This is a genomic window from Acinetobacter sp. USHLN143 (assembly GCF_037145695.1).
Lineage (GTDB): Bacteria > Pseudomonadota > Gammaproteobacteria > Pseudomonadales > Moraxellaceae > Acinetobacter > Acinetobacter fasciculus.
The window spans coordinates 1-26763 of the sequence record NZ_JBBCWZ010000045.1 but is presented as its reverse complement, the minus strand read 5'-3'; the positions used below and the strand labels follow the sequence as shown (position 1 = coordinate 26763).

Genomic DNA, 26763 nt, shown 5'->3' with positions numbered 1-26763 from the left:
TAATGCAGTACGATCTTCAAAGTTAAGATGATGGTATGACAATTTTATATACTCCATAAACCCTTTAAATTAATTAGGTGGTTTATGTCGCACTTCAAGTTTTACTCTGCCCTTTATCATCTTGTCTATGTGAGATTTTTAAATTTTTCCAATGACCAAATCCACGTGTAACAGGATAATCCTGCTTATTAATTAGTCTATTATAAATATTTTGGTTTTGATCACCAAATAATACCATCTCCCCATCTTCTGCTAAAAAGTTGTAAATTATGATTTCTAACCACTCTACTTCAAAATCTTGAACTTCATCAATAAAAATAGTTTGGTACTTTATTGGTTTTTCATTAGCTTCTTTAAAAAGATCTGTTTTAAATACTCTTTCAAAAAAATCCTCTAAAACAAGTTTTTCATCTCGGGCATTTTTTTCAATTTCAAATAAGTCTTTGCTTGATAAACCAATAATTTCAGCATTTGACTTTTCTTTAAAATCTAGGTCAAGAATTTCATTATTTTCAAAGTTTTCAAGATCCTCATCTTGATCACCTGATGTTGGAAAAGGAATGCCTAAATTGTTAAGTTGGGACTTAAAAAAATAATGATAGTTGCTTATTTCAATTGATTTATTGTCGAAATCTAAATTATTAAAGCGAAATGCTTTTTTAATTTTATCACGTATTAGGTTTCGAAGAGCTAAGTTATATGTCAATACTAGCACAGTACTATTGTGTCGCTTAAATGCGCGAGCGGTTTTTTCGGCTAGTAATGTGGTTTTTCCACTACCAGCAACACCTCGAATTTTCATTTTTGTATTTGGAATACTATCAAGTAATTTATTTTGATATTTATCAAATGTGTAGTAATGACCTTGTTCTTCAAAATGCTTTGGTGGAATTAAAATTTTCGTAAAATCATCGTAAATATGTTCTTGAAATATCGGATTTTTTTTAAGGTTATTTATTTTTTTAATTAAACTAGAGATATTGTCTTGAGCAAACGTATTAAATCTGTCCCGTTCTAGTTGGTATTTTTTTGAACTGTATCTTTGCTCATTTGCTGAATTTATAAGTTGTTTTACTTCATTTATAGGACGGTCATAGAGTGCAGATAATCTATCTTTTGTCGTAGTATGTAAATATACAAAGCATTGAATTGTTTTATAAAAGTTAGAATTTAATATATTTGAAAAACCTAATGAGGGTATATGGAGTTCAAATAAATGCGACTTATATTTGAATGCTTGTTGCATTGGTGCGCTAGTTCTTATTTTTGGATTGTGATTTGTGCGCCAATGATTATTTTTATCAATAAAATAATTTGACATGTCCCAGTCTTTGACTTCAATAATAATTGCACCATGTCCTTTTTTTAAAATCAAGAAGTCGGGGCGATCTCCATCAAGATAAGGATTGAAATAAACATCAAATGTGTCATCTAATTCTTGTGCAAGCCTATTTAAAAGAAATGATTCACCTTCAGTTGGCTTGACTGTGAGTTGGTCAATAATTTCTAAGCTTGGGAAAAAATTAGCCATTCGAATGTTTCTTGGTTGTAAATTATTAATATATAGCATTTATTTTAATTTTCATCAATTGTTTGGCTAGTTTAAAAACGTGGTCGTGCATCTAAAAATACTATAAAATACTACCCAATTTTGCTTTTGCAATTTTAATTCGTTTCACCAGAACCTATTTATCATAAGGTTTTGAAAAATAGGAAATATTCATGAGTACCCAGTTTTCTGCACTTGTTTCTAAACTCAAAGAGATTTTTCAAATCAATCGTCCTGATTTGGATTTTGGAGTTTATCGTATTTTAAATGCACGTAGTGCAGAAATTTCAGAATTCTTGGATAAGCGTTTAAAAAGCAAAGTAGAACAATATCTTGGTGAAGCAAAGTCGAGCCTTGATGAAAATGTTTTAAAAGAATTAGAAGCTGAGCTGAAAGCAGAATTTGGTAAACGTGCTTTTAATGAGCAAGGTGAGCTTATAGATGCTGAAGCAATAGAAAGTGCATTAGGTCAAAAATACATTGCTTTAACCCAAGCTGATGCACATGAAATGACAGATCAGTCACAAGTGTATAGTCATTTGCTCACGTTCTTTAGTCGTTATTACGATGATGGTGACTTTATTAGCCAACGTCGTTATAAGGGTGATACCTACGCTATTCCTTACTCTGGTGAGGAAGTGATGTTGCATTGGGCAAACAAAGACCAGTACTACACTAAGTCTGGTGAGATGTTTAGCAACTATCGTTTTAAACTGAATGATGAGCGTTCAGTTTTATTTCGTTTGGTGAGTGCAGATACAGCACGAGAAAATCGTAAAGACAATGATAAAGACCGTCGTTTTATTATTGTGACAGAACCAAAGACTTTCACTCGTATAGATGAAGAAGGTGAAGAGTTTGAAGAAACTATTGTTCCATTCTCTATTCAAAATAATGAACTAACCATTCTTTTTGAATATGCGACTTTACCTAAAGGCTCAAAGCAAGAAGCACTAAATACGCAATCATATAACAAAATTGTGAGTGCAGAAGTTTTAAGTGCTGACTGGCTAAATGATTTAGTACAACTTGCACCAACAGAAAAAGAACCAAAGCGTACAGTGTTGCAAAAGCATTTGAGTACTTATACGCAGAAGCACACAGCAGATTATTTTATTCATAAAGACTTGGGTAAATTCTTGCGTCATGAACTTGATTTTTATATTAAAAATGAAGTGATGCATTTAGATGATGTGGTGAGTACCGATCAGTTTATTCAGATTGAACGTCAGCTCAGTATTATCAAGTGTTTACGCCAAATTGGTTTAGAAATCATTAGCTTCTTGGCTTCGCTTGAAGATTTTCAGAAAAAGTTGTGGTTAAAGAAAAAATTTGTCGTTAGTGCTGAATATTGCATCACTTTAGACCGAGTAGATGAGTCTTTATATACTGAAATTGCAGACAATACAGCACAGTGGCAACAATGGGAAAATCTAGGCTTTAAAGGAACAGATGCAGGTTGGGGAACTCTTGATTGCTTAAAAAAACATCAAGCCTTGATGGTGGATACATCTTTGTTTAGCATTAATTTTAAAGCAAAGCTTTTGCAAAAAATTGATGATTTGGATGATCAAACAGATGGTTTGATTATCCATAGTGATAATTTTCAGGCTTTAAATCTATTAAAGTCGAAGTATTATGAGAAGGTGAAATCTATTTATGTAGATCCTCCTTATAATACCTCAGCATCTGAAATTTTATATAAGAATGGTTTTAAAAATTCTTCATGGTTGAGTCTGTTGGAAAATAGAATTTCATTAGGTAAAATTTTATTAAAAAATGATGGAATTCAATGTACAACAATAGATGATGTTGAGCAAAAAGTCTTATCGATATTACTGGAAAATATTTTTTTAAAGGATAATGCAGGGACTTTGAGTATTAGAATAAAACCTTCTGGTAGACCAATTCCCAATGGTTTTGCTTTAGCTCACGAATATGCAATTTTTTCTAGAAAAAATGAAAACACAGCTATACAGCGATTAGGCCATTCTGATGAGCAGATAAATCGTTATAAAGATATTGACGAAAAAGGACGCTTTTTTTGGGAATTTTTTAGAAAAGCTGGTTCTAACTCACATAGAGTAAATCGTCCTACTATGTACTATCCTTTTTTTGTTAATACAGTTACTAATGCCGTTAGAGTTCCTAAAGTTGAATATATTGATGATCAATTAGGATATAAAATTCTTGATAAACTCCATGCTGATGAGACAATTGTTTGGCCACTAAAGGATGATGGAACCGATGGGTGTTGGTATTTTGGTTATGAAAGAGCAAAGCTTTTAGAGAATGAATTTAAGGCAGTATTTTCTGATATTGGGTATAAAATTTATTATAGAAGAAGACCGAATGATGGAATTCAACCTACAACTATTTGGTCTGATGCTAAGTATTCTGCTACAGAACATGGTACAGCTTTAATTAAAAAATTATTTAATAAGCAAGACTTTTTTTCATATCCTAAATCTATTTTTGCAGTTGAGGATTGCTTAAAAGTTAGTGGTGTAGAAAAAGATAATTCTTGTACAGTTGCTGATTATTTCGCAGGTTCAGGAACAACGGCTCATGCTGTCATTAATATTAATCGCCAAGATAAAGGTTTCCGTAAATATATTCTTGTAGAGCAAGGAGAGTATTTTGATACAGTTTTGAAACCAAGAATTCAAAAAATTGTATATTCCGAAGAATGGAGCGATGGTAAACCTATAGATCCTAATTCTGGTATCAGCCATTGCTTGAAGGTAGTTAAACTTGAAAGTTATGAAGATACGCTCAATAACTTAGAATTGGTGCGTAAAGGTGCTCAACAGACACTTTTAGCCGAACAACAAGCCTCAACCAAGCCTGATGATCAAAATGCCTATAGTGACTATCTCATGCACTATATGCTTGAGCTAGAAAGCAAAGATTCATTGTTGAATGTGAAAGACTTCCTAAAGCCATTTAGCTATCAAATGAATATTACAACGGATAGCGCAGGTGCTTTTGAGCGTAAAAATATTGATTTGGTTGAAACTTTTAACTATCTCATTGGACTGAATGTTCAAGAAATAGATTACCAGCTAGATAAAGGCTATGTACAAATTACAGGTAAACTACGTACAGGTGAGTACACGACTGTTCTGTGGCGTGACTGTGAAAAAATCGGCTATACAGAACTTGATCAATTGTTGGCAAAACTTAAAATTAATCCAAACGATGGTGAATACCAATTGATTTATATTAATGGTGATCACAACGTGGCGAGTAAGTACACCAACAAAGAGGGTGAAGAGAAACAACTCAAAGTCCGTTCAATTGAACAAACCTTCTTAAAGAATATGTTTGAGGAGTAATGCACTGTGGCAAAAGCTCCTAAAGCAAAAACTAAAGCGGTTAAAGTTAATTTTCACGAGCAATTGATTTTAAATAAATGGTTATGGTCGAAGTTTAATCCAAATCGCTTGGAAGGCATGAAACAACAGCTTGATCATCCTCAGTTTGAGGGAATCGAGCATGAAGGTGATAATGCAGGACAAACGAAATTCTTTAGTGTGATCAGCAATACTTTGTTTAACAAACAGGTTGTAGATATCGATGTCCTACGACGCTATGACTTAAACATTGTGAAGCACTGGCAAAAAATCACTGAAAAGCGTAATGAAATTGAAGGACATGTTTTAAATCTAAAATACTTCCAATACCTTTCATTGCTTTTTACAGAACTATATTTAGATCAATATTTTCATCATCAAGCGGACATGCTAAATGAGCTGAATGTTGAGCTTGAACAATATAACCATGATCAGAAAAGTGATGCAGAGCAATTTCAGCAATATTTGCCTGAAGACCTAAATAAAATCGGCTATTGGAATGCGACGGGCAGTGGTAAAACATTGCTTATGCATGTCAATATTTTGCAGTATTTAGACTATTTCCAACATCAAAATGCCGGCAGCACTTACCCAGACCAAATCATTTTACTTACACCGAATGAAGGTTTGAGTGAACAGCATTTACAAGAGCTGACAGACTCTGGTTTTCAAGCAACTTTATTTGATAAGCAGAAGAGTCGCAATAGCTTATATCGTGATGAAATCCAAATCATCGATATGAATAAGCTAAGTGATACGGATGGTGATAAAACTGTTGCGACGATGAGCTTGGAAGGTAAGAATCTTGTTCTGATCGATGAAGGGCACCGTGGTACGAGTAGTAGCGCAGGTGCTTGGATGGAGCGTCGTGATATTCTTACTAAAGATGGCTTTAGTTTTGAGTACTCGGCTACCTTTGGTCAAGCTGTGAGTAAGGCAGACAACGTCTATAAACGTTTTGAAGATGCCAAAAAACAGAAAGCAAAAATGCTGTATGGTATGGCGATTAATAAGCTAACCGAAGAACAGAAAAAAAATATTCAGCTTGATGAATTAGAACAGCAAAAATACCGTCGTGAAGCACTTCGTGAAGTCTATGCTAAAAGTATTTTATTCGACTATTCGTATAAATATTTTTATGCAGATGGTTATGGTAAAGAAGTTAATATTCTGAATATGAAAGAATATCATGAAGATGATGAGCGCAATCTATATCTTACAGCTTGCTTACTATCGTTCTATCAACAGCAATATCTATTTAAAAAGAATCAGGCAAAACTTGCCAAGTTTAATATTGAAAAACCACTGTGGGTATTTGTCGGAAATAAAGTCAATGATGATGACTCTGATATTTTAGCCATTGTGAAATTCTTGGCTGATTTTTTAGATGCATCTCGTAAGAGTAAGGTGATCAGTTGGCTGCATGACTTAATTACTAATACATCTCGTTTGGTTGATCCTAAAGGAAACAATATTTTTGCCAATCGATTTGCGCCATTACATGGTCAAGATGCGAATGAGCTTTATCAAGATATTTTAAAAAACTTCTTTAATGCGACAACCAATCAACGTTTGAACGTAGTACGCATTACAGCGAATAAAGGTGAGTTACGTTTACAAGTCGGAGAAAATACGCCTTTTGCAGTGATTAACGTAGGTGATGAAAAAGGCTTATACGATAACTGTGATGAATCAAGCAAAACACATTATTTAAATGCACGTACTGATGATTTTGCAGAGTCATTATTTCCGACATTAAATAATGATGATAGTGAAACACATCTTCTAATCGGTTCACGTAAATTTACCGAAGGTTGGAGTAGTTGGCGTGTATCTACCATGGGCTTGTTAAACATGGGTTCAGGTGAGGGTGCACAGATTATTCAGCTCTTTGGTCGTGGCGTACGTTTAAAAGGTGAGAATTTTTCTTTAAAACGGACACCAAGAGAAATTTATAGTAAAGCCGAGTTTAAAGGACTGCATTTAGATTTGATGCAAACCATTAATATTTTTGGTTTACGTGCTGACTACATGGAAAAATTCCGCGATTATCTAAATGATGAGGGCATTATCCTGAATCAGGATTTAGTCACATTGGATTTTCCAACCAATAAAATTCAAGCGCCTCGCTTAAAAACACTCACATTAAAAGATGGCTATAAAGATAATCAAGCCAATGGTTTTAAGGCTCAGTTAAAGCTCTCAATGTTTAAAATTCCAAAACAATACGAAGGTAAAATCAAAAAACCTTTTGTCGTTTTGGATTTGTATCCTCGCTTGCAAGCCTTTCATACCGATAAGTCAAAGCGTCAAATGGATGTTAAAGACAAGCGTCAAGAGCATGAGATTTCACCAAAAATCATGTGTATGTTTGATTTTGATGAAATTTACTTGCAACTTCAGCAATATAAGTTCCAACGAGGATATAGCAACTTACAGTTGAACGTTGATGATTTACAGGAGTTTTGCTTAAGAGATATTAAGACCTCTACAGAAGACTGGTACAAGCTTTTAGTTGACTCATCTGAATTAACCAATGACGTGAGTGGAATTAAGAAACAGCAAGCGATATTAACTGAGTTGTTACAGTCCTATATGGATAAGTTCTATCATGCGATTAAGAATGCCTATGAAGGGCAGTTTTATGAAGTGACAGAATTTAGCTTGGATGATAAAGATTTGCCTGTACAGATTTGTGAGCAATATACCCTTACTGCTAAAGACGGTCAAAATAACGAAGCTCAAGAAGTATTTGACCGATTAGAAAAGTTGAAAGACTTGGTTGCCAAAGGTGATGTTGAAAAATTGGTACCTTGGAAAGAAGACGGAAGCTTCAGAGCAATTACATTTGATCGCCATCTTTTCTATCCTTTATTGGATAAGAAGGATGAAAGTCTACCGTTTACATGGTCACCAATGTTGTTTGACTATACAAGTCATACTCAGAGTAGTGAAGTTAAGTTTGTTGAGGACTTACAGCTATATATCAATACATTAGATGCCGATGAGATACTAAAAGATTATCAACTTTATTTGCTAAGAAATGCGGACAATAAATATCGTGGTTTAGGTTTTGCATTAGCTGGTAATTTTTATCCTGATTTCTTGTTATGGTTAGTCAATGAAAAAACAGGTAAACAGTATTTAACTTTAGTAGATCCTAAAGGCATCCGAAATATGAATCATGACGATGCAAAAATAGAGTTTTATAAAGAGGTTAAAAATATTGAGGCTAAGCTTGAGCATCCTGACTTAATATTGAACAGTTTTATTTTATCTGTTACTCCGATGAAAGATATTTTGAACAACTCTCTTTCCGAAGAAGAGTTTGCTGAGAAAAATGTTTTGTTTATGGTGGGTAATGGAACAGCATATCTTGGGCAGATGTTTAAAAAGATATTAGAAAAAATATAAAAAATATTCCTAGTATCCAAGTTTCTACACAGCCAAACAGTGTAGAAACTTGGGTAAAAATTTGGTTTTATAAAAATCACTATATAGATTTAAATTTTTAAAATCAAAGGTTTAGGTTTTTAGTTCAACTGCCACCATCTCCATCTTTTCAAGAAAATTAATTAAACCGCTTCATTTTTAGATTCTGGGGTATAGCGTTGTCCACTCATAATGTTCTCTCCTATGCAAAAAGAATCTACGATATTTGTCTAGGAGAGTGGTGGCTATTCAGCTCTAAATAGAGGGGGGGTGTCTTCTTTAAGATAACGAAATTCTAGCATGATATAAGAACAAACTTGCAAATCGATAAATTATAACCCCCTGTAATTTTAACAAAATATTTTTTGAGATTTAATCCACTAAATCTAATTTGGAGAAAAAATGAGTACAAGATTTTTCAATATTAAAAAGGTTTTTAAAAACAAAGGGTTATTTTTTAAATTCTCGTGACGCTTTTGAAGTATCTTCCTGAATGCTAACGATCAGTCCTACAGGATCACGCTGCTGAAATCCAAGATGGTATTGATAATTGCCTAGCAAGCTTTTAACTAATGCCAGTCCTAAACCATGGCCATGCTGCTGAGCCGATTTTCGCCAGAAGCGCTGTCCTAAATGTTGGATATCCTGTGCTGTAAGTTGTTGTCCATCATCTTCAATCACCAGGCAACCAGACTGCATGGAAATCCAGATATGGGCAGCCTGTGCATGCAGCAGTGCATTTTCAAGCAGATTTTTCAGTACGGTATACAGCACAAATTCAGGTAGCTGAATTTCACCCAGGCTCCAGTTCACCTGTATTTTTTCATTCATTTCTGGATAGCGTGTACTTAAGTCTGCAAGGACCTTCTCAAGTGTGGGGCGAAGCCAGATAGTCTCAGTCATTTCCTGGATACTGTTTTCCGATTGGGTCAGTAATAAAAGCTGCTCGAGTAACAGCGTATAACGCCGGATACTCTCATTGGCCTGCTGCAAATTGTGCTGAATGGATTCAGGCAGATTCTGCTGTTGACTAATCAGCTGGGCCAGTTGTACATGAGTTTTAATTGCGGTCAGGGGACTGCGTAATTCATGTGCAGCATAGGCACTAAAGGCTTTCTCCTGTTGCAGACTGTCATTAATTTTCTGAATCAACTGCGTGGAATTGTTGACAAAAGGCTGTACTTCCTGGGGAATGCTTGCAGGCTTGAGCTGCATTAAAAAATCTGCCGCCTCTGAATAGTTAAGGTTTTTCTGGTTCAGGTATTGACTGAGCTGATCCAAAGACCGGAACTGTCTGCGGATAATAAAGATGATCAAGGCAATACAGATCAGCAGTGAGAAGACTAAGGGAACCAGTACGGCCTGCAGAATCTGCTGTAGTAGGGTATCCCTCAAGAACATGCGTTCTGCCGCCACCACCTGAATATCGCCACGACGCAGGACATAACTGCGCCATTCCGTATCACCCTGCTGCCAGGTGCTGAATCCTTCTGGTCGTTGGCTTAAATTTTTTGGGGCACCGCGTGTTTTGGCAATGATCTGATTGCCTACCGAGACGTCAGAGCTAAAAAGAGAGACTTCACAGGCAATTAACTGGTTTACCTCATCATTCTTGGCTAATTTTGATAAGGTTGCATCCCCCAGACTATCCAGCGGTAACTGCTGAATCAGCCGGGCAACCATTTGCGCAGATGCCGATAAGCGTTGATCCAGCGTGTCTTGTAAGCGTTGTTTCAGGTCAATATACAGCCATGAAAATACCGCACTCCACAACACAATAAACACGGCCAAAAGACTCATGACCAAACGCCATTTCAAGCTGTGACTAAACATGACGTTGCTCAAACGGTTTGAAAATATATCCCACACCACGAATGGTCTGAATCAAGTCTGGATGCAGTTTTTGTCTTAGGTGATAAATGTGTACATTCAGGGCATTGCTCTCGATAGAGTCCTGGAAGCCATAGAGCTTGTCAATAAGCTGTTCATTTTTCAGGATCTGGTTGGGGTGGCTCATCAGGGTTTCCAGCAGGCTGAATTCACGGCGAGATAAATTCACAGCCTGGTCTTGATAGGTCACAGTCTGGGTATCCCGGTTCAGAACCAGTTCATCAAATTGCAGTGTATTCGAGGCAAAGCCACGGTGGCGACGGGTGAGAGCATGAATCCGAGCAATCAGTTCCTCCAATTCAAAAGGTTTGGTCAGGTAGTCGTCGGCACCGGCATTCAGGGCCTGAACACACTGATCGGTCCGCAGCCGTGCCGTCAATACCAGTACCGGGAGATCAATCTGGTCGCGTCGCCAGCTGTGCAGCAAATCCAGGCCATCCTGATCCGGCAGGCCTAAATCCAGTAAACATAAATCGACTGCACTATGCCGGATAAAATAATCCGCAGCACGTGCGTGACTGACAAGCTCCACTGAAATATTCAGATAGTTCAGAGCAGCACAAATGCTCTGTGCGATATAGGGATCATCCTCAACCAATACAATAAACATAGAACATCCTGATCAAACTACCATTATTTTATAAATGATTTGGGCTGTTAATGTTGCCTTAATTTTAGTTTTTCAATAATGCAGTCCTAACAGGAGGAGATCAGCTGGATGTTGAAGTGGATATTGGGTGCCGTGATCGGCGGTGGAATCATGACGGGAGCTGCACATGCAGATTTTTTACCACCGGATCAGGCTTTTCAGTTTCAGGTGGTTTCTACAAGCCAGACTCAGGCAGAGCTTAGCTGGAAAATCGCAGAGGGTTATTATCTGTATCATGACCAGCTTAAAGTGTCTCATCAGCAGACCCCAGTCAAGTTGGCATTGCCCAAACCCGAAGACAAAGATGACCCCAATTTCGGTTTGACCCAGGTGCATTATGGGCAAGTCAAAACCAATCTGAATGTCCAGCCCAACCAGCAGTTTGTGGTGCAGTGGCAGGGCTGTGCAGAAAGCGGTTTATGTTATCCGGTGCAACGCACCACAGTAACAACTGATGCAGATGGTTTATTTTCAGCGCAAAACTTGAGCAAGCCTCAAAAGCTGCTGGCCAGCACTACACAGCCAGAAGTAAACGAACAGATTCTGACCGCTCAGAAAGATGAGCTCCAAGCTATAGAGCAAACTCCAAGTACAGATCAAGCACTGACCGAAGAAAAGGTAGAGGAAATGCAAGTTACTGCAGTTTCCGAACCTGTCGTTCAGCCTGAGATGGAATTAACAGAGAAAAACGACTCACTCATTGCAGAGCCTAAAAATCAAACTTCGTCAGCAGGCATGAATAGCCAGTGGAACAATGACCAGTATTTTTTAAGTTTGCTGTCGGAACAAGGTCTGTTGATTAATGCCCTGATTTTTCTCGGGCTTGGCATTCTGCTGGCATTTTTACCATGTTCTTTACCTTTAATTCCAATTTTAACAGGAATTCTGGTCCAGCAGCACCGAGGCTACCGTGCTGCGCTGATTGCGCTGGTCTTTGTTTTGGGTATGGCACTGGTCTATGCGGTCATGGGACTTGCTGTGGCACAGCTCGGTTACAGTTTTCAGCGCTGGTTTCAAAGTCCGGTATTCATCAGTATTTTCAGCATTCTGTTTATTTTGTTCGCACTTAATCTGTTTGGAGCATTTCAGCTGTCCTTACCCCAAGGCATGTTACAGCGTCTGGATCAATGGCAGCAAAAGCAGAAGGGTGGCACGCTGATTGGTGCTGGTCTCATGGGCGTGATCGCCGCACTGATTGTCGGGCCATGTATGAGTGCACCGTTGGCCGGTGCCTTAATCTATGTGTCTCAGCTTAATCAACCGATGCTGGGCGCCAGTTATCTGTTTGTCTTAGGCCTTGGGCTGGGCTTGCCGCTATTTATTGCTGCCGTATTTGGGTCCCATCTTTTACCCAAACCTGGCATATGGATGGATCGCCTGAAGTTTAGTTTTGGCTTTGTCATGCTGGCGCTGGCCTTGTATTTCGCCCGTCCACTATTGCCCGGCATTTTATACCTGAGCCTTTTGGGTGTGGTACTGATCACCTGTTCAGGCTACTTCTTGTTCAAGATGCTGCCTCATGTGCATCGGTCTGTAGCGAAAATAGGCCTGATGCTGCTCAGTGGTTTACTGGTCTATGCAGGAGGCATGCAGCTCTATCATGTCTGGAGTCAGGTACAGGTGGCCCATGTAGAATCACGGCTTGAATGGCAGAGAGTCAGTACAGCCGCAGAATTGCAACAGGTTTTAGCCAAACATCCTGCACAGCCGGTTGTAATTGATGTCTATGCAGACTGGTGTGTGGCCTGTCAACCGATCGAAAAGGAAGTGATTCCACGTAGTGATGTCCAGACAGCTTTACAAAATGTGGTTCGTATCAAATTAGACCTGACCCACTATCATCCAAGTCAGGATGAGCTGCTAAAAGAATGGCAAATCCTCGGACCACCCACCTTCATATTTCTAAATGCAGCGCATCAGGAACAGCGCGAGTTGCGTTTAACCGGAAGCTTTAGCGCGACACATTTGCTCGGTAAATTGCAGCAACTGCAAGGGGAACAACCATGATGATTTCCAGTGATGCATTGCATCTGGGACCTTTGATGTTGCCCTGGACACTCATAATTGTTGCTACTGGCTTGATGCTGTTATCTGCCGTCCTGTTTGGATTAGCCAGAAAGTATTCATGGTCTAAACAGCAGCTTGGACAAAGTCAGGATGTACTCTGGAGCAGTTTTTTGCTGGGGATGCTGGGTGCACGTCTTGTTTTCGTCCTGCTCAATGCCGAGCTGTATTTTGCAGCACCCATCGACATACTGAAAATCCAGGATAAGGGTTTTCATTTATGGGGAGGGGTGCTGATTGGTGCTTTGTGGTATCTCATTCGCAACAGACAGTTGCAGATCCGATTCAAAGCCATCTTGTTGATCATCTTTATACTTTGGATCGGGCTTGGGCTCGCATTTAAATCCAGTCTAAAAACTGAAGTGGCGTTTCCTGATCTAGTCTTTGCTGGATTAGAACAGGAGCGTCTGGGTACAGACAAGATTTCACTCAGCCAATTCATTGGCCAGCCCACGGTAATTAATATGTGGGCGAGCTGGTGTCCGCCGTGTCACCGCGAAATGCCGGTGTTGGCAAAGGCTGCCAAGCAGCATCCTCAAGTGAATTTTGTCATGCTCAATCAGGGTGAGGAGGTAGCGACCGTAAATGCCTATTTAAGAAAACATCAGTTTCAATTTAAACATGTCCTGCTGGACCCATATGGTGAACTACCCCAGCAGCTGAATAGTTTTGGCCTGCCAACGACGCTGTTTTTTAATGCTCAAGGCCAGCTGGTCGAGCGGCATATGGGGGAACTCAGTCCGGCCATGTTGCAGCAATATTTAAATAGAATTTCAGATCAACCTTAAAAAACGGAAGGACTCAGTATGAACAAAATTTACCAGGTGCTTGGTGCAGGCATGTTCCTGATCATGAGCATGCACACGCAGGCAAATATAAAACAGAACATTGAAAAACAGGGCTTTGTGTTTGTAAAACAGATTCCGGCACCGCAAGGAATGACCGGCTGGGTAGGGCATGAAGACCAGTATTCCAATACGGTATTTATCTCCAACGATGACAAATATTATATCAAGGGCGAACTGTTTGATGCGCAAGGGAAAAGCCTGTCCAATGAGCAGATTGAAAAGCATATGAAAAAAGCGGTATTGGACGATGTCTGGAAAACCCTGGAAAAATCGACCTGGATCCAGGATGGAAAGCCAGATGCACCACGGGTGGTCTATGTGTTTTCCGATCCGAATTGCCCATATTGCTATAAATTCTGGCAAGCAGCTCGGCCTTGGGTCGAATCAGGCAAGGTACAACTGCGTCATATTCAGGTCGGTGTGATCCGTGAAGAAAGCCGTGGCCAGGTGGCCACATTGTTAATGTCGAAAAATCCAGCAGCAGTTTTTAATGATATAAACAAGAATAAAGGCAAAAAGCAGCTCAAGAAAATGGAAAAGATTCCTGCCGAAATTGCTGCAAAAATTGATGCCAACCAGGCCCTAATGGGGAAATACGGCTTTTTCTCCACACCGTCGATGGCCTGGAAAAACAATCAGGGTGAATTTAAATCGACTCAAGGCCTGGCGATGGACTTCAAGGAAATTTTTGAACAATAAGATTGGATGAGATATGTCAACTTTGGATCATCCACGGGTACTGTTTGCTTTGGAATGAACCGCTCTGGCATGGAACCGGAGTGGTCTGGCATTAATTGCATTGGGTTTTGTGATTGAAAAATCCAACCTGTTAGTACAACTGGTCGATCATGAACATTATGCATAAAAAATAGCCTATGCACAGTGGATGGGAATTATGGTGATTGTATTCGGTTTGTTGGTCAATATCGCCTCGATCCTGCAATATCGACGGGGGATGGCATCACTGCGATCGCCGGAATTTATTGAAGGTTATTCTTTTTGGTTGCATTAAGAGGAGGGCTAGGCGCAATACAGCTCGTACAGTTTTTGCATCAGGCTCAAGACCTTGGGATCACTCAGACGATAGAAAATCTGTTTACCCTCACGTCGGGTGCTGACCATGTCGGCCTTACGTAGCACAGTCAGTTGTTGTGAAAGTGTAGGTTGATGAATGTCAGTGGATTCTTCAATTTCCTGAACATTCATTTCCCCGTCGACCAGAACACATAAGATTTTCAGACGATCAGGATTGGCTAAAACTTTTAGGCATTGGCTGACGAAATCGACTTGAGAAAAATCAATTTTGGCATTTTCAGCAATCATATCCATAAATGTCCTCACAACTTTTGATGTAGCCCGTGCAGTTTACATAATTTACCATAAAACTGCTTGATTAATATTTTTTATTATATAATATAAAAAAGTATATTGTATAGGGATTAATTCATCATGCATGACTTCCTCATCGCATTTATTGGCGGCTTAATGCTCGGGCTTTCTGTAGTTGGCTATCTTTACGTCAATGGCCGTATTGCAGGGATCAGTGGTTTGATTGGGCAAGTCTTAAACTCAAAAACCATGTTTAAAACACCTGCAATCTGGTTTTTATTAGGCTTAGTCCTCACACCGTTTATTTATGGTCTGTTTGTACAACCTGAAATCGAATTGAATGCTAGCCCACTGATGATGATTGTGGCAGGTCTGCTGGTGGGCTTTGGGACACGTCTGGGTTCGGGCTGTACCAGTGGTCACGGAATTTGTGGCATCAGTCGCCTGTCTAAGCGTTCTATCATCGCGACCATGACTTTCATGTTTGCAGGTTTTGTCGCTGTTTATATTATCCGTCATATCACAGGAGCATTCTAAAATGAAAAATGTGTTTGCCTTTTTATTTGGTGCGCTGTTCTCTGTGGGATTGATGGTATCGGGCATGTCCAATCCGGAAAAAGTACTCGATTTCCTGGATCTGTTTGGCGACTGGGATGCCAGTCTGGCCTTTGTCATGATGGGCGCGATTGCGGTGGCCTTTATTCCCTTCCAGAAAGCATTACGTACGGCGCAACCAAAAACAGTATTTAATGAACCTATTGATTTACCTAAAAATAATCAGATAGATAAAAAACTGATCACGGGTGCGGTTTTATTTGGTGCAGGTTGGGGCATTGCAGGCATCTGTCCGGCACCAAGTTTCACCTTGATCGGTTTGGGCCACTATCAAGTGCTCTATTTTATTGTAGCAATGCTGGTGGGTGTATGGATTCACCGTAAATGGTCAGGAGCTTAACGATGTCAAACTTACCTATAGTAAAAGATTTTTTTCACGAAGATACCAATACCTTCAGTTATGTTGTACGTGATCCTGCGACCAAAGCCTGCGCCATTATTGATAGCGTTTTGGATTATGATCCGGCATCAGCAAGTACATCCACTATTCATGCCGATAAAATTATTGCCTATATTAAAGAGCAGGGTTTAACGGTCGAGTGGATTCTCGAAACCCATGTCCATGCTGACCATTTAACTGCAGCACAATATCTCAAAGCTGAGTTAGGTGGCAAGATCGCCATGAGCCAGAAAATTGGTATTGTTCAGGAAACTTTTGGCGCGATTTATCATCTGGATATTAAACAATGGAATGCTCAGCAGCTCTTTGATTATTTATTTAAAGATCATGAGTCGTTCCAAATCGGAACCTTGAAGGCTTATAACATTCCAACACCGGGACATACGCCTGCTTGTCTGAGTTATGTGATTGGTGATGCGGTTTTTGTGGGTGATACCCTGTTTATGCCAGATTATGGTACAGCACGTTGTGACTTCCCGCGAGGCAGCGCAGAACAGCTTTATGATTCGGTACAAAGCCTGTTTCAGTTGCCAGAAGATACGCGGGTCTTTTTATGTCATGACTATTTGCCTGAAACACGTGAATCCTATGTGTGTGAATCTGATATACAGACACAAAAGACACAGAATATTCATATTCATCAGGGAATCAGTAAAGCTGAATTTGCTCAGATGCGCAACCAGCGGGATTCAGGACTCAATATGCCTAAGCTGATTCTACCGGCAATTCAGATCAATATGAAAGCAGGGCAGTTTCCTGAGCCTGAAGCCAATGGTGTTTCTTACCTCAAGCTTCCTCTTAACTACTTCAAATAAGCTTGTGTCGTGATTCAACAAAAAGTTCAACTTTTATTGAATCATTTTTGTGGATAAGGGAGAGAGCGATGTGGGCATTAATACTGGAAGGATTGGCGATTGGTGGCTTGCTGGGTCTAACCGGTGCTGGTGGCGGAATTCTGGCTGTACCGGCACTGATGGCGAGTCAGGGTTGGACTGTGGCACAGGCTGCACCGGTAGGTTTGTTGGCAGTCACGCTGTCGGCCTTGGTCGGAACGTTCGAGGGTTTATTCAAGCGTATTGTGCGTTATCGCGCTGCGCTCTGGATCGCACTGATCAGTATTCCTACAGCGCGTTATGGCGTGCATCTGGCCGATATCGTTTCTCCGGTCTGGCTGACGCTGGCTTTCAGTCTGGTCATGCTGATCGTGGCTTATCGAATCTTCTTTAATAAAGTGACCGATCATGGCAATGCACCGTGCAAGGTCAATCAATCGACCGGTCGTCTGATCTGGAATGTCAAAACGGCCTCTTTCCTGGCAGGTATTGGTGTTGTGGCAGGTTTATTAACCGGTCTGCTTGGCGTGGGTGGGGGTTTTGTCATTGTTCCAGCCCTGCGTAAATTCACCGACCTTGATATGCGCAGTATCGTTGCGACTTCCCTGATGATTATTTTCCTGATTGGTGGGGTCAGTATTTCTGCACACGTGCTGGATGGCTTTCAATATCCTGTTTCGGTTACGCTGACCTTTGTCCTGGCCTGTATTGTCGGGATGTTAATTGGACGCAGTCTGATGCAGCGGATTGACAGTAACAAGGTACAGAAAATATTTGCCACTACCGTGGTTGGGGTGGCGATGTATTTAATCTATTCAGCGCTCATGGGCTAAAACAGCCGGTTGGGAACTTTAACTCAAGCGCTTTTAATCGACCTGAGCATCGTTTATACAAAATATAATTTTAATAGCCGAGGAAGAATGAAAATGATGAAAACTGCAGAGCAATTGATTCTGAATGCGAAAAGCCAGATTCAGGAAGTAAGTGTAGCTGAACTGTTTGAAGCGATGCAAAACCATAAAACCATTCTGATTGATGTTCGGGAACCGGATGAGTTTCAGGCGGCAGCCATAGACCGGGCGGTGAATTATCCGCGTGGTGTTTTGGAAATGAGAATTCACCAGCATCCTTTAGCCAGTCATCATTGCGATACCCAGCAGGCACTGGAACACCTTAAAGATCAGCCGATCTATTTGATCTGTGGTACGGGTGGACGTTCCGCATTGGCAACCGATACCTTACAAAACATGGGTTTTACCCAGGTCAAGTCAGTTCAGGGTGGTTATCAGGCCTGGCTAGAGCAGGGCTATCCGGTAGAAAAATAAGCCGTTGAATAGGTGAACAACCGTATTGTTGAATGTGAGAAGCAGTGATGAAATACAAAGAATTAACCCAGAACATTTCAGGCAGTTTAAGAACCTTAACTCAAGATTCACCTGATTTAATGAAAAGTTTCAATCAGTTGTCCCAGACCGCAATGCGTGATGGTGTGATTGATCCTAAAACCAAGGAGCTGATTGCCTTGGCGATTGGTGTCGCATCACGTTGTGATGGTTGTATCGGCTTTCATGTCAGAACCCTGGTCAAAATGGGCATGACCCTGCAGGAGCTGGAGGAAGTTCTGGGCGTTGCGGTATATATGGGCGGTGGACCTTCATTGATGTATGCCGCAAATGCACTGGATGCCTTTAAAGAATTTTCCGGCTGATTGGATAGTCAAGTAAATGGAGGGATGAAATGAGTCAGCACTGGAATGAATTGTATGCCCAGACGCAGGACCTGTACGGCACAGCAGCAAACCTGTTTATCCAGGAGGTTACGGAAAAAATCCGGATAGAAGGTAAAACACTGGCAATTGCTGAAGGAGAAGGAAGGAATATCCTGTACCTGGCTGAGCAGGCAAGACAGCATAATTATTCTTTTTCGGCAGAAGTCTGGGATTATTCCGATGTTGCCTTGAAGCATCTGTCTAGCAAGGCCGAAGCCACAGGGATAAAGCTCGAACTCAAAAATGTGGATTTAACAGCAGCGAAATGGCCGTCCGAGCGTTATCAAAACGTGATTTGTGTATTTGGTCATTTCGATACACAAACGCAAAAACAGATTTTAGCAGGCATAAGAGAATCTTTGCTAAACGGTGGATGGTTTATCGGTGAGCTGTATTCCAAGGAGCAGATCAACTACCAAACCGGGGGGCCTAAAAATATCGAATATTTATACGATCCTCGATCCATTCTGGACGTATTTGGGCAGGACCATCTCCATCATTTTTATGTGGGCGAACAAGAAAGGCATGAGGGAAAATTACATTGTGGTAAATGCCATGTTATTCAATTTGCGATACAAGTGAGGAAGTAGAGAATAAGTGAATTGTTAAATGTGAGAGGGCGTTCAAAAATTCTGTGTCAGCCAAATTGGCTAGAGTTTAATTATTATATCATCGAGCCTACCTTCAAGGCCCACAATACAGCAGTGGAGACTGGCAAAGATTCTGTCAGAAGCATAATTTGGTTCTGAGTATGAGTCGCAGAGGCAACTGTTGGGATAATGCTGTTGCTGAATCCTTTTATAGTAGTTTAAAGAAGGAAAGAATTAAAAAGAGGATTTATAAAACATGAGAAATGGCCCGTGCGGATGTGTTTGATTATATCGAGATATTTTACCATCGGTAGGCGTCATTCGCATCTCGATGGAATGAGTCCAGAAGCATTTGAGATAGCTTCAAAATGAAGCTACTTCATGTCTAGGATACTGGGAACAGTCCAAGCTATAGGATTACCCACAGTTTATTGTTCTAATTGATAATATCGTACAAGCTGATCTTTTATTTTAAATCCCTAAAACCACCTGATACGGTTTAAAACCCTCTAATACAGCCTCGGAAACTAATTGAATAAAAGCTTCAGTTTTCCCATAAGCCATCCACTGATCAAGCGCTTCATAGTAAGCTAAGCGATTTTCTACAGTAATCACACAAGGTGGATAACCAGCTTTAAGTAATTCTAGGTTCATTAAAAGACGTGATGTGCGACCATTGCCATCAATGAATGGATGAATGCCAACAAAATCAGCATGTACTTTGGCTGCACGTTCAATTGGATGCAGCTTATGCGCTTCACTATTATACCAGTCTACTAATTGAGTCATCTTGTCATTTAATAATGTGTAATCTGGCGGGGTAGACGTAGCACCTGATATCAGAACGTTTTGCTGACGATAACGTCCAGCATTATCATCATCAATATTCTTTAAGATAAGCTGATGGATATTACGAATTTGCCACTCAGAAAAAGGCTCCTCTTTCCGAATGATATCTTCAACATAGTAAATTGCATTTCTATGGTTGATCGCTTCGAAGTGTTCTCTTAATGCCTTTCCACCAACAGTAATACCTTCCAGTACTACTTTTGTTTCTAGCAGGGTGAGGGTATTACCTTCAATTGCATTTGAATGATAGGTCCAACGGACAATAAGATCTTCTTGTAAATTTTTTACAATTGATGGAGAAAGAGGGCGATGTTGATCTAATTTTTTCTTTAAATCATCAATAGTTTCAAACATAACCTTATCCCTGAATTTGTCTTAGTCGATAATACATGAAAAAAGAAATATCAGAAATGTAGTGATATATCATTACATTTTATTGATTATAAAAGTAGTAATTGGAAGGCTTCCAGTATTCTAGACACAAGACAGCCTTATTTCGAAGATACATTCTTGTTCATTTCACCCATACATCTATGGCATGTTGTAGATGACTAGTTTTGACATAAAGCGTTGCACCTGATGGACCTGCCTGAAATTTAGCAGCACTATTGAGGGGAAGACGGACCCACGAACCTGCTGGATATATTTCAGTGCCGCAAAATAATTGACCTTTAATAATGAACAATTCAATCCCTTGTTCTGATTTCTCTACGAAAATTTGATCAGGTTCTAGCTTTTCTAAATAGGTCTGCTCATGTTCAGATTGAAATAGCGGGCATATCATCCGACGTTGGGTAAGCTTCCAATTCGCTAAGTCATTGGTGTTAATCCGGGTTGGTTCTCTCTCATGTTCAGTCATTTGCATCAGTTTCACAAAGATTAAACAACCTGCTTTACTGGAAACCCGATGAGTTGAATGATGGGGGTTACGTAAATACCAGCCTGCCGGATAATCATCTTCAGCATTCTCGGTAAAAATGCCTGACAATATGAGGACTTCTTCACCCAAAGGATGTTGATGTTCAGGAAAGGCAGATTCTGGTGCGTATTTCACAAGACTAGTTGCACGTGCTTTCTCATCGCCAATACGATCAAGCATCATTCTATCGACTTCACCTCCTGGAGGTTTTACCCAATGGTAATCCTCTGGCTTGATGATGACGGGTTGTGAGAAATCGGCATGAATAAACATAATGTTGTCCTGTAATGAAGAAACCTATGTATTTTAACGAGAATGCACAGATTTATTTTAAAAGAAATAGCGATTAGTGAGCTCACTGTTTCAGAAAAGATAAGCATGTTGATAGCAGATATTACTCACTAAGCTATGAAATATTAATATTTTAGAGTTTAATCAACTGTGCTTTGTTTTTACATCAATGAGGAATGGCATGAAATATCAACCGCCTTATACGATCACCTCTAAAATTATTCACTTGATTGCACAAATTAGTGAATCAATAGGGCGTTTGACTGCATTAACTCAAATCCAAGATAGCCTTAAATTGCGAAAAGCCAATCGTATTCGAACGATTCAAGGGTCTTTAGCGATAGAAGGAAATACCTTGAGTACAGAGCAAATCACAGCGATCCTGAATGGCAAGACCATTATCGCTCCACCTAAAGAAGTTCAAGAGGTACGTAATGCCCTAAAGGCATATGAAGAAATTCAAGATTGGAATCCTGATCAAGAATCGCATTTGCTGAAAGCACATCAAATATTGATGACAGGACTGATTGATGAAATTGGACAGTATCGTCATGGCGGTGTTGGTGTGATGTCAGGGGATCGAGTCGTGCATATGGCTCCGCCTGCAAATCAAGTCCAGCGTTTAATGAGAGAGTTATTACAGTGGTTGGCTGAAGGTAATGAGCACCCATTAATTCAGAGTTCAGTATTTCATTATGAATTTGAGTTTATACATCCATTTGCTGATGGCAATGGGCGGATGGGGCGTTTATGGCAAACTTTAATCTTAAGCCAGTGGAATCCTATTTTTCTCAACATCCCTGTAGAAAGCTTGATTTATCAAAACCAAAAAGCTTATTACGATGCATTGCAAGCGAGCACAGATCGTTCAGATTCTGCACCTTTTATTGAGTTTATTTTGCAGATGATTCTAGATGCAATACTTAGTTCTGATGCCAGCGATCAAGATACCGCTCAAGCTAGCGTACAAGTTAGCGATCAAGTTAAACGTCTCATCCAGAATATGGAGCAGAAAGAATATAGCTTAACTGAGCTTATGGCTCTATTGGACTTGTCCCATCGAGCCACATTCCAAAAAAATTATTTAACTCCAGCATTAGAAGCAGGTGTGATTGAACGTACCCTTCCTGATAAGCCTAAGAGTCCTAAGCAAAAGTACAAATTAAAAAATTGAACTGTACTGAAGTTGATGTGATTATTAATATCATAATGAGCTAATTGAAATGTCATAACATTACATTTATTTTTAGGTGTAATTTGCTGCTATAATGCCGTACGCCACTTCAAATCCTGAATTCGGATTTGAACAAGATTTTAAAGTGATTCAATGCACTAAATCTAATTTGGGTCAAAATTGGGTCAATGAATTTTTTTATTCAATAAAAGAGCTTTAAAATGAATGAGTTAGGTTTTGAGTTCAATTGACGCCACCACCAAAATTCTTGTTATAAATCAGCCGCTTATTTAAGTGGCTTTTTTATTGCCTAAATTTTATAAGCAATTTAAAAGAGCAAATCAAAACTAGAACGAATACGCTCAATTAATAAATGTTTCGACTCTGACAAATGGGTATTTTTGCGGACCATCAATTGGGTCTGAGCCGTGTTGCACAGCTCGGAATCAATAGTTAAGGCAACGGCCTGACCTTCTTTAACCGCATCTGCGATATCTGCATAGCGCATGGCGGAAATCCCATGTCCAGCCACCACATAATTTTTTAAGGCATAAATAGAATTGGTGGTCAGACCAATATTCAGGTTCACTTGTAAGCGCACCATTTCACTGTCGAGTAGCTGACGAAAACCATGCCCTACGGGCATTAAGGCAAATTTATAGTCTGAAATTTCGGGAAGACAAATGCGATGCTTGAGCTTGGCAAGAGGATGACCGGCAGGAACAGCCAGAATAAAAGGTTCTGTTTTATGGGCAATGGTGCTGATGTCTGTATGAAATGGAGGATTATACGCCAGTCCAATATGCGCCAGGCTGTCCACAATATGTCGTACCACATGCTGGGCACTCATTAATTCTAACTGGATTTCAAGATTTGGATATTTATAATGCACATGTCGAAGTACATCATAAATCATGTGTTGCATATAACTTTCACTTGAAACAATGTTCACTTTGCCGAGTTGAGAAGATTGCAGCTGAAATAAACTATCAAATAATTCATTTTCACGATTTTTATTTTCCTTGAAATACTCAAGTACCAGATAGGCGGCTTCAGTCGGAATAATATGCCGACCCTTACGTTTGAACAGGTTTATTTTTAATTCTGATTCAAAGAGTTGAATTTGTCGGCTCATGGCGGACTGTTCAATATTCAGGATATCTGCCGCTTTGCGCATCGAGCCAAACATCATCACCGTATAGAAATAACGCAAACGCTTTTCATTGATTCCGTTCAGTGGCGCAAGGAATTGTAAGTTTCTGTCCATAAAAACTCTGATGCTTTTAAAGCATCAGTATGCTAAATAAATTACATTGTTATCAAGTCAGGAGCATGCTTACATGGATTTTGAACAATAAGAAGATCTAGATAAAAAGGAGTTTTAGATGGATTTAATAACTTCCCGTCAACAACGGTTAGACCAGATTTACAAGAAAGTAAGCTGGCGGCTACTGCCATTTTTATTGCTGTGTTATTTCTTTGCTTATCTGGACCGGATCAATATCGGATTTGCCAAGTTACAAATGCAGCAGGAGCTGGGCTTTAACGATGCAATTTATGGCATGGCAGCCGGCATATTCTTTTTAGGTTATGTCCTGTTTGAAGTGCCAACCAACCTGTATTTTGAAAAAGTCGGCGCCAGAAAAACCATTACCCGCATCATGATTTTGTGGGGCCTGACCTCCATGTCGATGCTATTTGTCACCACCCCGCAGATGTTCTATGTCTTGCACTTTTTACTAGGCGTATTCGAAGCCGGTTTTGCCCCGGGCATGATTTTCTATCTGACCTATTGGTATTCCGGTGCACGCATGGCACGTGTCATGGCGATTGTCATGCTGGCCGGGCCGCTTGCTGGCATGTTAGGCGCACCGTTATCGACACAAATTATGAGTACTTTCCATCAGATTTATAATCTTTCTGGCTGGCAATGGTTATTTTTATTAGAAGCTGTGCCGACCGTGCTGTTGGGCTGCGTAGCGTACTTTTATTTAACTGATCATCCCTCACAAGCAAAATGGCTGTCCCAAGAGGACAAAGCCTTATTGGTGAAAGAAATTTCCCAACATCAGTCTGCCACTGGTCATAGTAATTTTAAAGCGGTATTAAAGGATCCTTGGATTTATTTCATGGCCTTGGCCTACTTCACCATTATCTGTGGGATCTATGCGATTGGCTTCTGGCTACCATCTTTACTGAAGTCGGGCGGTATCCAAAATTTGCAGATGATTGGTTGGCTGGTGGCGATTCCATATTTATGCGGTGCAATTTTCATGATCATTTTTGCCCGCAGCTCGGACAAATGGCAGGAACGGAAATGGCATTGTGTAGTGCCGACGGTATTGGCCTGAGTCAGCTTGATGTTGTCGGTGATGAGTGCGAATTTCCTGCTGTCCTTTATTGCGATCTGTACCGCAACGGCCTTTATGTTTAGTGCCTATACCATTTTCTGGTCAATTCCATCGAAATACTTAAGCGGTAGTGCGGCAGCAGGCGGAATTGCCTTAATTAACAGTATTGGATTACTCGGTGGTTTTGTCAGTCCAAATATTATGGGCATGGCGTAGTCAATGACCGGTTCCATGCTGGCAGGCTGGTTCACGATTGCTGTGATCATGATGCTCGGAGGAGCTTTCCTGATTTATGCCTTCAGACTGAAAAAGCAAGTTGTTTCCCAGCAAGTCACACGCGCTGCCTTAATCGTCGATAAATAATCAATCATGCAGCATAGGAAGGATTCAAGATATGAAGAAAATCATCATTGCGGGCTTTCAACATGAAACCAATACCTTTGCTCCGACCAAAGCAAGCTACGCCGATTTTGTCCAGGGTGGGGGATTTCCGCCGCTCAGCCGCGGCGCAGATGTCCTGAAATTTCGGGAACAGAACATTCCGATTGGCGGTTTTATTCAACAAGCAGAACAATTCGGTTATCAACTTTTGCCAGTGATCTGGGCGGGTACTTCACCTTCAGCACATGTAGAGCAGTGCACTTACCAGCGGATCTGTGATGAAATTATCGCGAGCATCCAGCAGCATCCGGCAGATGCAGTGTATCTGGATCTGCATGGCGCCATGGTCAGTGAACAGGTGGATGATGGCGAAGGCGAATTATTAAGACGGGTTCGTGAAGCAGTCGGGCCGGACATTCCGGTAATTGCCAGTCTGGATTTCCATGCCAATGTCACGCAAGTGATGTTTGCTCATAGTGATGTGCTGATTTGCTATCGGACCTATCCGCATGTAGATATGGCTCAAACCGGACAACGCTGTGCCCAACTGCTAGATCAAATATTCCGGGGTAAAAAGCTGCATAAGCAAATGTATAAGCTGCCGTTTTTGATTGCGCTGAATGCACAATGTACCGAGCTGGAACCTACCCAATCATGCATGAATTTACTGGAACAGCTAGAGCAAAATAATTCTGTCCAGATGAATTTCACGCCGGGTTTTCCGGCGGCAGATTTTGAGGAATGTGGTGGTTGTATCTGGGGTTATAGTGAAAACGCTGAGCAGTTAGATCAGGCCATGCAACGCTATATCGCCCATGTGCTGCAACAAGAAACGCATTGGAATATGGATTTTTTATCACCAGATCATGCCGTGCTGCAGGCACTTCAACTTTATCAACAGCATCATTCGACCAGGCCCGTGGTGATTGCAGATACTCAGGATAATCCGGGAGCCGGTGGTGATTCGAATACGACCGGGATGCTATCGGCGCTACATCGGCATCAGGTTAAAAATGCACTGATTGGGCTTATTGTTGATCCTGCGGTGGTGCAACAAGCCTATCAGCTTGAGCTTGGTCAGCATTTTTATGCGAAATTGGGCGGAACATCAGGTATTGCGGGGGATGCTCTATTTAGCGCTGAATTTAAAATCAAAGCCTATAGCGATGGGAAATTCAGCTATGGCGGGCCCATAATGCATGGCGTTGAGGCGGATATCGGCCCGAGTGTATTACTGGAAATAGATGGTATTGAAATTGCAGTCAGTTCCTACAAAGCCCAGTTGCTCGATCGTAATATGTTTAGAATTTTTGGTGTTGTGCCTCAAGATAAATCGATCATCGTGGTGAAAAGCTCGGTACATTGTAAGCGTCCGCTGAACACACCTTATGAATTCGTCCTATAAGCCTTAATTTAGTCCTCACTTAAAAACAAGTGGGAACTTAAATTTATGACTACAAATAACCAGACATCCA

The 26763-nt window shown here is 40.4% G+C and carries 25 protein-coding genes and 1 pseudogene; 19 read left to right on the top strand and 7 right to left on the bottom strand.

The window, feature by feature from the left end:
• Positions 1-94 precede the first annotated feature (94 nt).
• Positions 95-1531 carry a nuclease-related domain-containing DEAD/DEAH box helicase gene (locus tag WFH18_RS11730; RefSeq protein ID WP_336754934.1) on the bottom strand — a complete coding sequence of 479 codons (1437 nt, stop codon included), beginning with the start codon at positions 1529-1531 and terminating at the stop codon, positions 95-97.
• Positions 1532-1722: 191 nt separating this feature from the next.
• Between WFH18_RS11730 and WFH18_RS11725 the strand changes: the two genes are divergently transcribed.
• Both WFH18_RS11725 and WFH18_RS11720 read left to right on the top strand, forming a co-directional pair.
• The gene (locus WFH18_RS11725) at positions 1723-4887 is read left to right on the top strand and encodes a site-specific DNA-methyltransferase (RefSeq protein ID WP_336754932.1); all 3165 of its coding nucleotides are present in this window, start codon (positions 1723-1725) and stop codon (positions 4885-4887) included.
• 6 nt (positions 4888-4893) lie between these two features.
• The gene (locus tag WFH18_RS11720) at positions 4894-8319 is read left to right on the top strand and encodes a DEAD/DEAH box helicase family protein (protein WP_336754930.1); all 3426 of its coding nucleotides are present in this window, start codon (positions 4894-4896) and stop codon (positions 8317-8319) included.
• A 468-nt stretch (positions 8320-8787) separates the two neighbouring features.
• Here the strand turns inward: WFH18_RS11720 and WFH18_RS11715 are convergent, their stop codons facing one another.
• Positions 8788-10170 (bottom strand): sensor histidine kinase, encoded by a 1383-nt coding sequence (locus tag WFH18_RS11715; RefSeq protein WP_005247067.1) that lies wholly within the window; start codon positions 10168-10170, stop codon positions 8788-8790.
• Positions 10163-10837 carry a response regulator transcription factor gene (locus tag WFH18_RS11710; protein WP_336754929.1) on the bottom strand — a complete coding sequence of 225 codons (675 nt, stop codon included), beginning with the start codon at positions 10835-10837 and terminating at the stop codon, positions 10163-10165. The genes WFH18_RS11715 and WFH18_RS11710 overlap by 8 nt, the downstream gene beginning before the upstream one ends.
• Before the next feature lie 108 nt (positions 10838-10945).
• On the opposite strand from WFH18_RS11710, the gene dsbD reads away from it, so the two are divergent.
• The 4 genes from dsbD (at position 10946) to WFH18_RS18535 (ending at position 14653) form a co-directional block, all read left to right on the top strand.
• Positions 10946-12883 (top strand): protein-disulfide reductase DsbD, encoded by a 1938-nt coding sequence (dsbD, locus tag WFH18_RS11705; RefSeq protein ID WP_045796119.1) that lies wholly within the window; start codon positions 10946-10948, stop codon positions 12881-12883.
• Positions 12880-13728: a TlpA disulfide reductase family protein gene (locus tag WFH18_RS11700; protein WP_045796118.1), complete on the top strand. Its 849-nt coding sequence runs from the start codon at positions 12880-12882 to the stop codon at positions 13726-13728. The genes dsbD and WFH18_RS11700 overlap by 4 nt, the downstream gene beginning before the upstream one ends.
• 18 nt (positions 13729-13746) lie before the next feature.
• Positions 13747-14487, top strand: a complete 741-nt coding sequence (gene dsbG, locus WFH18_RS11695; protein WP_045796117.1) for a thiol:disulfide interchange protein DsbG — start codon at positions 13747-13749, stop codon at positions 14485-14487.
• 64 nt (positions 14488-14551) lie between these two features.
• Positions 14552-14653, top strand: a complete 102-nt coding sequence (locus WFH18_RS18535; protein ID WP_289844973.1) for a hypothetical protein — start codon at positions 14552-14554, stop codon at positions 14651-14653.
• A 155-nt stretch (positions 14654-14808) separates the two neighbouring features.
• Here WFH18_RS18535 and WFH18_RS11690 read toward each other — a convergent pair whose 3' ends face one another.
• Positions 14809-15117: an ArsR/SmtB family transcription factor gene (locus WFH18_RS11690; RefSeq protein WP_005251415.1), complete on the bottom strand. Its 309-nt coding sequence runs from the start codon at positions 15115-15117 to the stop codon at positions 14809-14811.
• A 120-nt stretch (positions 15118-15237) separates the two neighbouring features.
• Here WFH18_RS11690 and WFH18_RS11685 point away from each other — a divergent pair, with 120 nt between their 5' ends.
• The 8 genes and pseudogenes from WFH18_RS11685 to WFH18_RS11650 all read left to right on the top strand — a co-directional run.
• A complete protein-coding gene (locus tag WFH18_RS11685) occupies positions 15238-15654 on the top strand; it encodes a YeeE/YedE family protein (protein ID WP_005247059.1) in 417 nt (138 codons plus the stop codon).
• A 1-nt stretch (position 15655) separates the two neighbouring features.
• Positions 15656-16072: a DUF6691 family protein gene (locus WFH18_RS11680; RefSeq protein WP_005404969.1), complete on the top strand. Its 417-nt coding sequence runs from the start codon at positions 15656-15658 to the stop codon at positions 16070-16072.
• 2 nt (positions 16073-16074) lie between these two features.
• On the top strand, positions 16075-16947 hold the full coding sequence (locus tag WFH18_RS11675) for an MBL fold metallo-hydrolase (protein WP_005247056.1): 873 nt from the start codon (positions 16075-16077) through the stop codon (positions 16945-16947).
• A 68-nt stretch (positions 16948-17015) separates the two neighbouring features.
• On the top strand, positions 17016-17798 hold the full coding sequence (locus WFH18_RS11670; RefSeq protein ID WP_005247055.1) for a sulfite exporter TauE/SafE family protein: 783 nt from the start codon (positions 17016-17018) through the stop codon (positions 17796-17798).
• Positions 17799-17894: 96 nt separating this feature from the next.
• Positions 17895-18290: a rhodanese-like domain-containing protein gene (locus WFH18_RS11665; protein WP_032051543.1), complete on the top strand. Its 396-nt coding sequence runs from the start codon at positions 17895-17897 to the stop codon at positions 18288-18290.
• A gap of 47 nt (positions 18291-18337) precedes the next feature.
• Positions 18338-18673, top strand: a complete 336-nt coding sequence (locus tag WFH18_RS11660; protein ID WP_005247053.1) for a carboxymuconolactone decarboxylase family protein — start codon at positions 18338-18340, stop codon at positions 18671-18673.
• A gap of 29 nt (positions 18674-18702) precedes the next feature.
• The gene (locus tag WFH18_RS11655) at positions 18703-19323 is read left to right on the top strand and encodes a class I SAM-dependent methyltransferase (protein WP_005247052.1); all 621 of its coding nucleotides are present in this window, start codon (positions 18703-18705) and stop codon (positions 19321-19323) included.
• 95 nt (positions 19324-19418) lie between these two features.
• Positions 19419-19695 (top strand): annotated as a pseudogene (locus WFH18_RS11650) (IS3 family transposase); the annotation flags it as partial.
• 99 nt (positions 19696-19794) lie between these two features.
• Here WFH18_RS11650 and WFH18_RS11645 read toward each other — a convergent pair.
• Both WFH18_RS11645 and WFH18_RS11640 read right to left on the bottom strand, forming a co-directional pair.
• The gene (locus tag WFH18_RS11645; RefSeq protein WP_336754924.1) at positions 19795-20526 is read right to left on the bottom strand and encodes a Fic family protein; all 732 of its coding nucleotides are present in this window, start codon (positions 20524-20526) and stop codon (positions 19795-19797) included.
• A gap of 160 nt (positions 20527-20686) precedes the next feature.
• A complete protein-coding gene (locus tag WFH18_RS11640) occupies positions 20687-21364 on the bottom strand; it encodes a cupin domain-containing protein (protein ID WP_279733773.1) in 678 nt (225 codons plus the stop codon).
• Positions 21365-21563: 199 nt separating this feature from the next.
• Between WFH18_RS11640 and WFH18_RS11635 the strand changes: the two genes are divergently transcribed.
• Complete coding sequence (locus WFH18_RS11635) at positions 21564-22556, top strand: Fic family protein (protein WP_129716578.1); 993 nt, start codon at positions 21564-21566, stop codon at positions 22554-22556.
• A gap of 328 nt (positions 22557-22884) precedes the next feature.
• Here the strand turns inward: WFH18_RS11635 and WFH18_RS11630 are convergent, their stop codons facing one another.
• Entirely contained in the window at positions 22885-23823 is a 939-nt protein-coding gene (locus WFH18_RS11630; protein ID WP_004730425.1) for a LysR family transcriptional regulator, read from the bottom strand.
• Between the two features lie 118 nt (positions 23824-23941).
• Between WFH18_RS11630 and WFH18_RS11625 the strand changes: the two genes are divergently transcribed.
• From WFH18_RS11625 to WFH18_RS11610, 4 genes are read left to right on the top strand one after another with little or no spacing between them, the layout of a single operon-like run.
• Positions 23942-24907 (top strand): MFS transporter, encoded by a 966-nt coding sequence (locus tag WFH18_RS11625; protein ID WP_004730423.1) that lies wholly within the window; start codon positions 23942-23944, stop codon positions 24905-24907.
• 21 nt (positions 24908-24928) lie between these two features.
• Positions 24929-25123 carry a hypothetical protein gene (locus WFH18_RS11620; protein ID WP_228129702.1) on the top strand — a complete coding sequence of 65 codons (195 nt, stop codon included), beginning with the start codon at positions 24929-24931 and terminating at the stop codon, positions 25121-25123.
• A gap of 3 nt (positions 25124-25126) precedes the next feature.
• On the top strand, positions 25127-25270 hold the full coding sequence (locus WFH18_RS11615) for a hypothetical protein (RefSeq protein ID WP_155118326.1): 144 nt from the start codon (positions 25127-25129) through the stop codon (positions 25268-25270).
• 31 nt (positions 25271-25301) lie between these two features.
• Entirely contained in the window at positions 25302-26693 is a 1392-nt protein-coding gene (locus WFH18_RS11610) for a M81 family metallopeptidase (RefSeq protein ID WP_336754919.1), read from the top strand.
• Positions 26694-26763 lie beyond the last annotated feature (70 nt).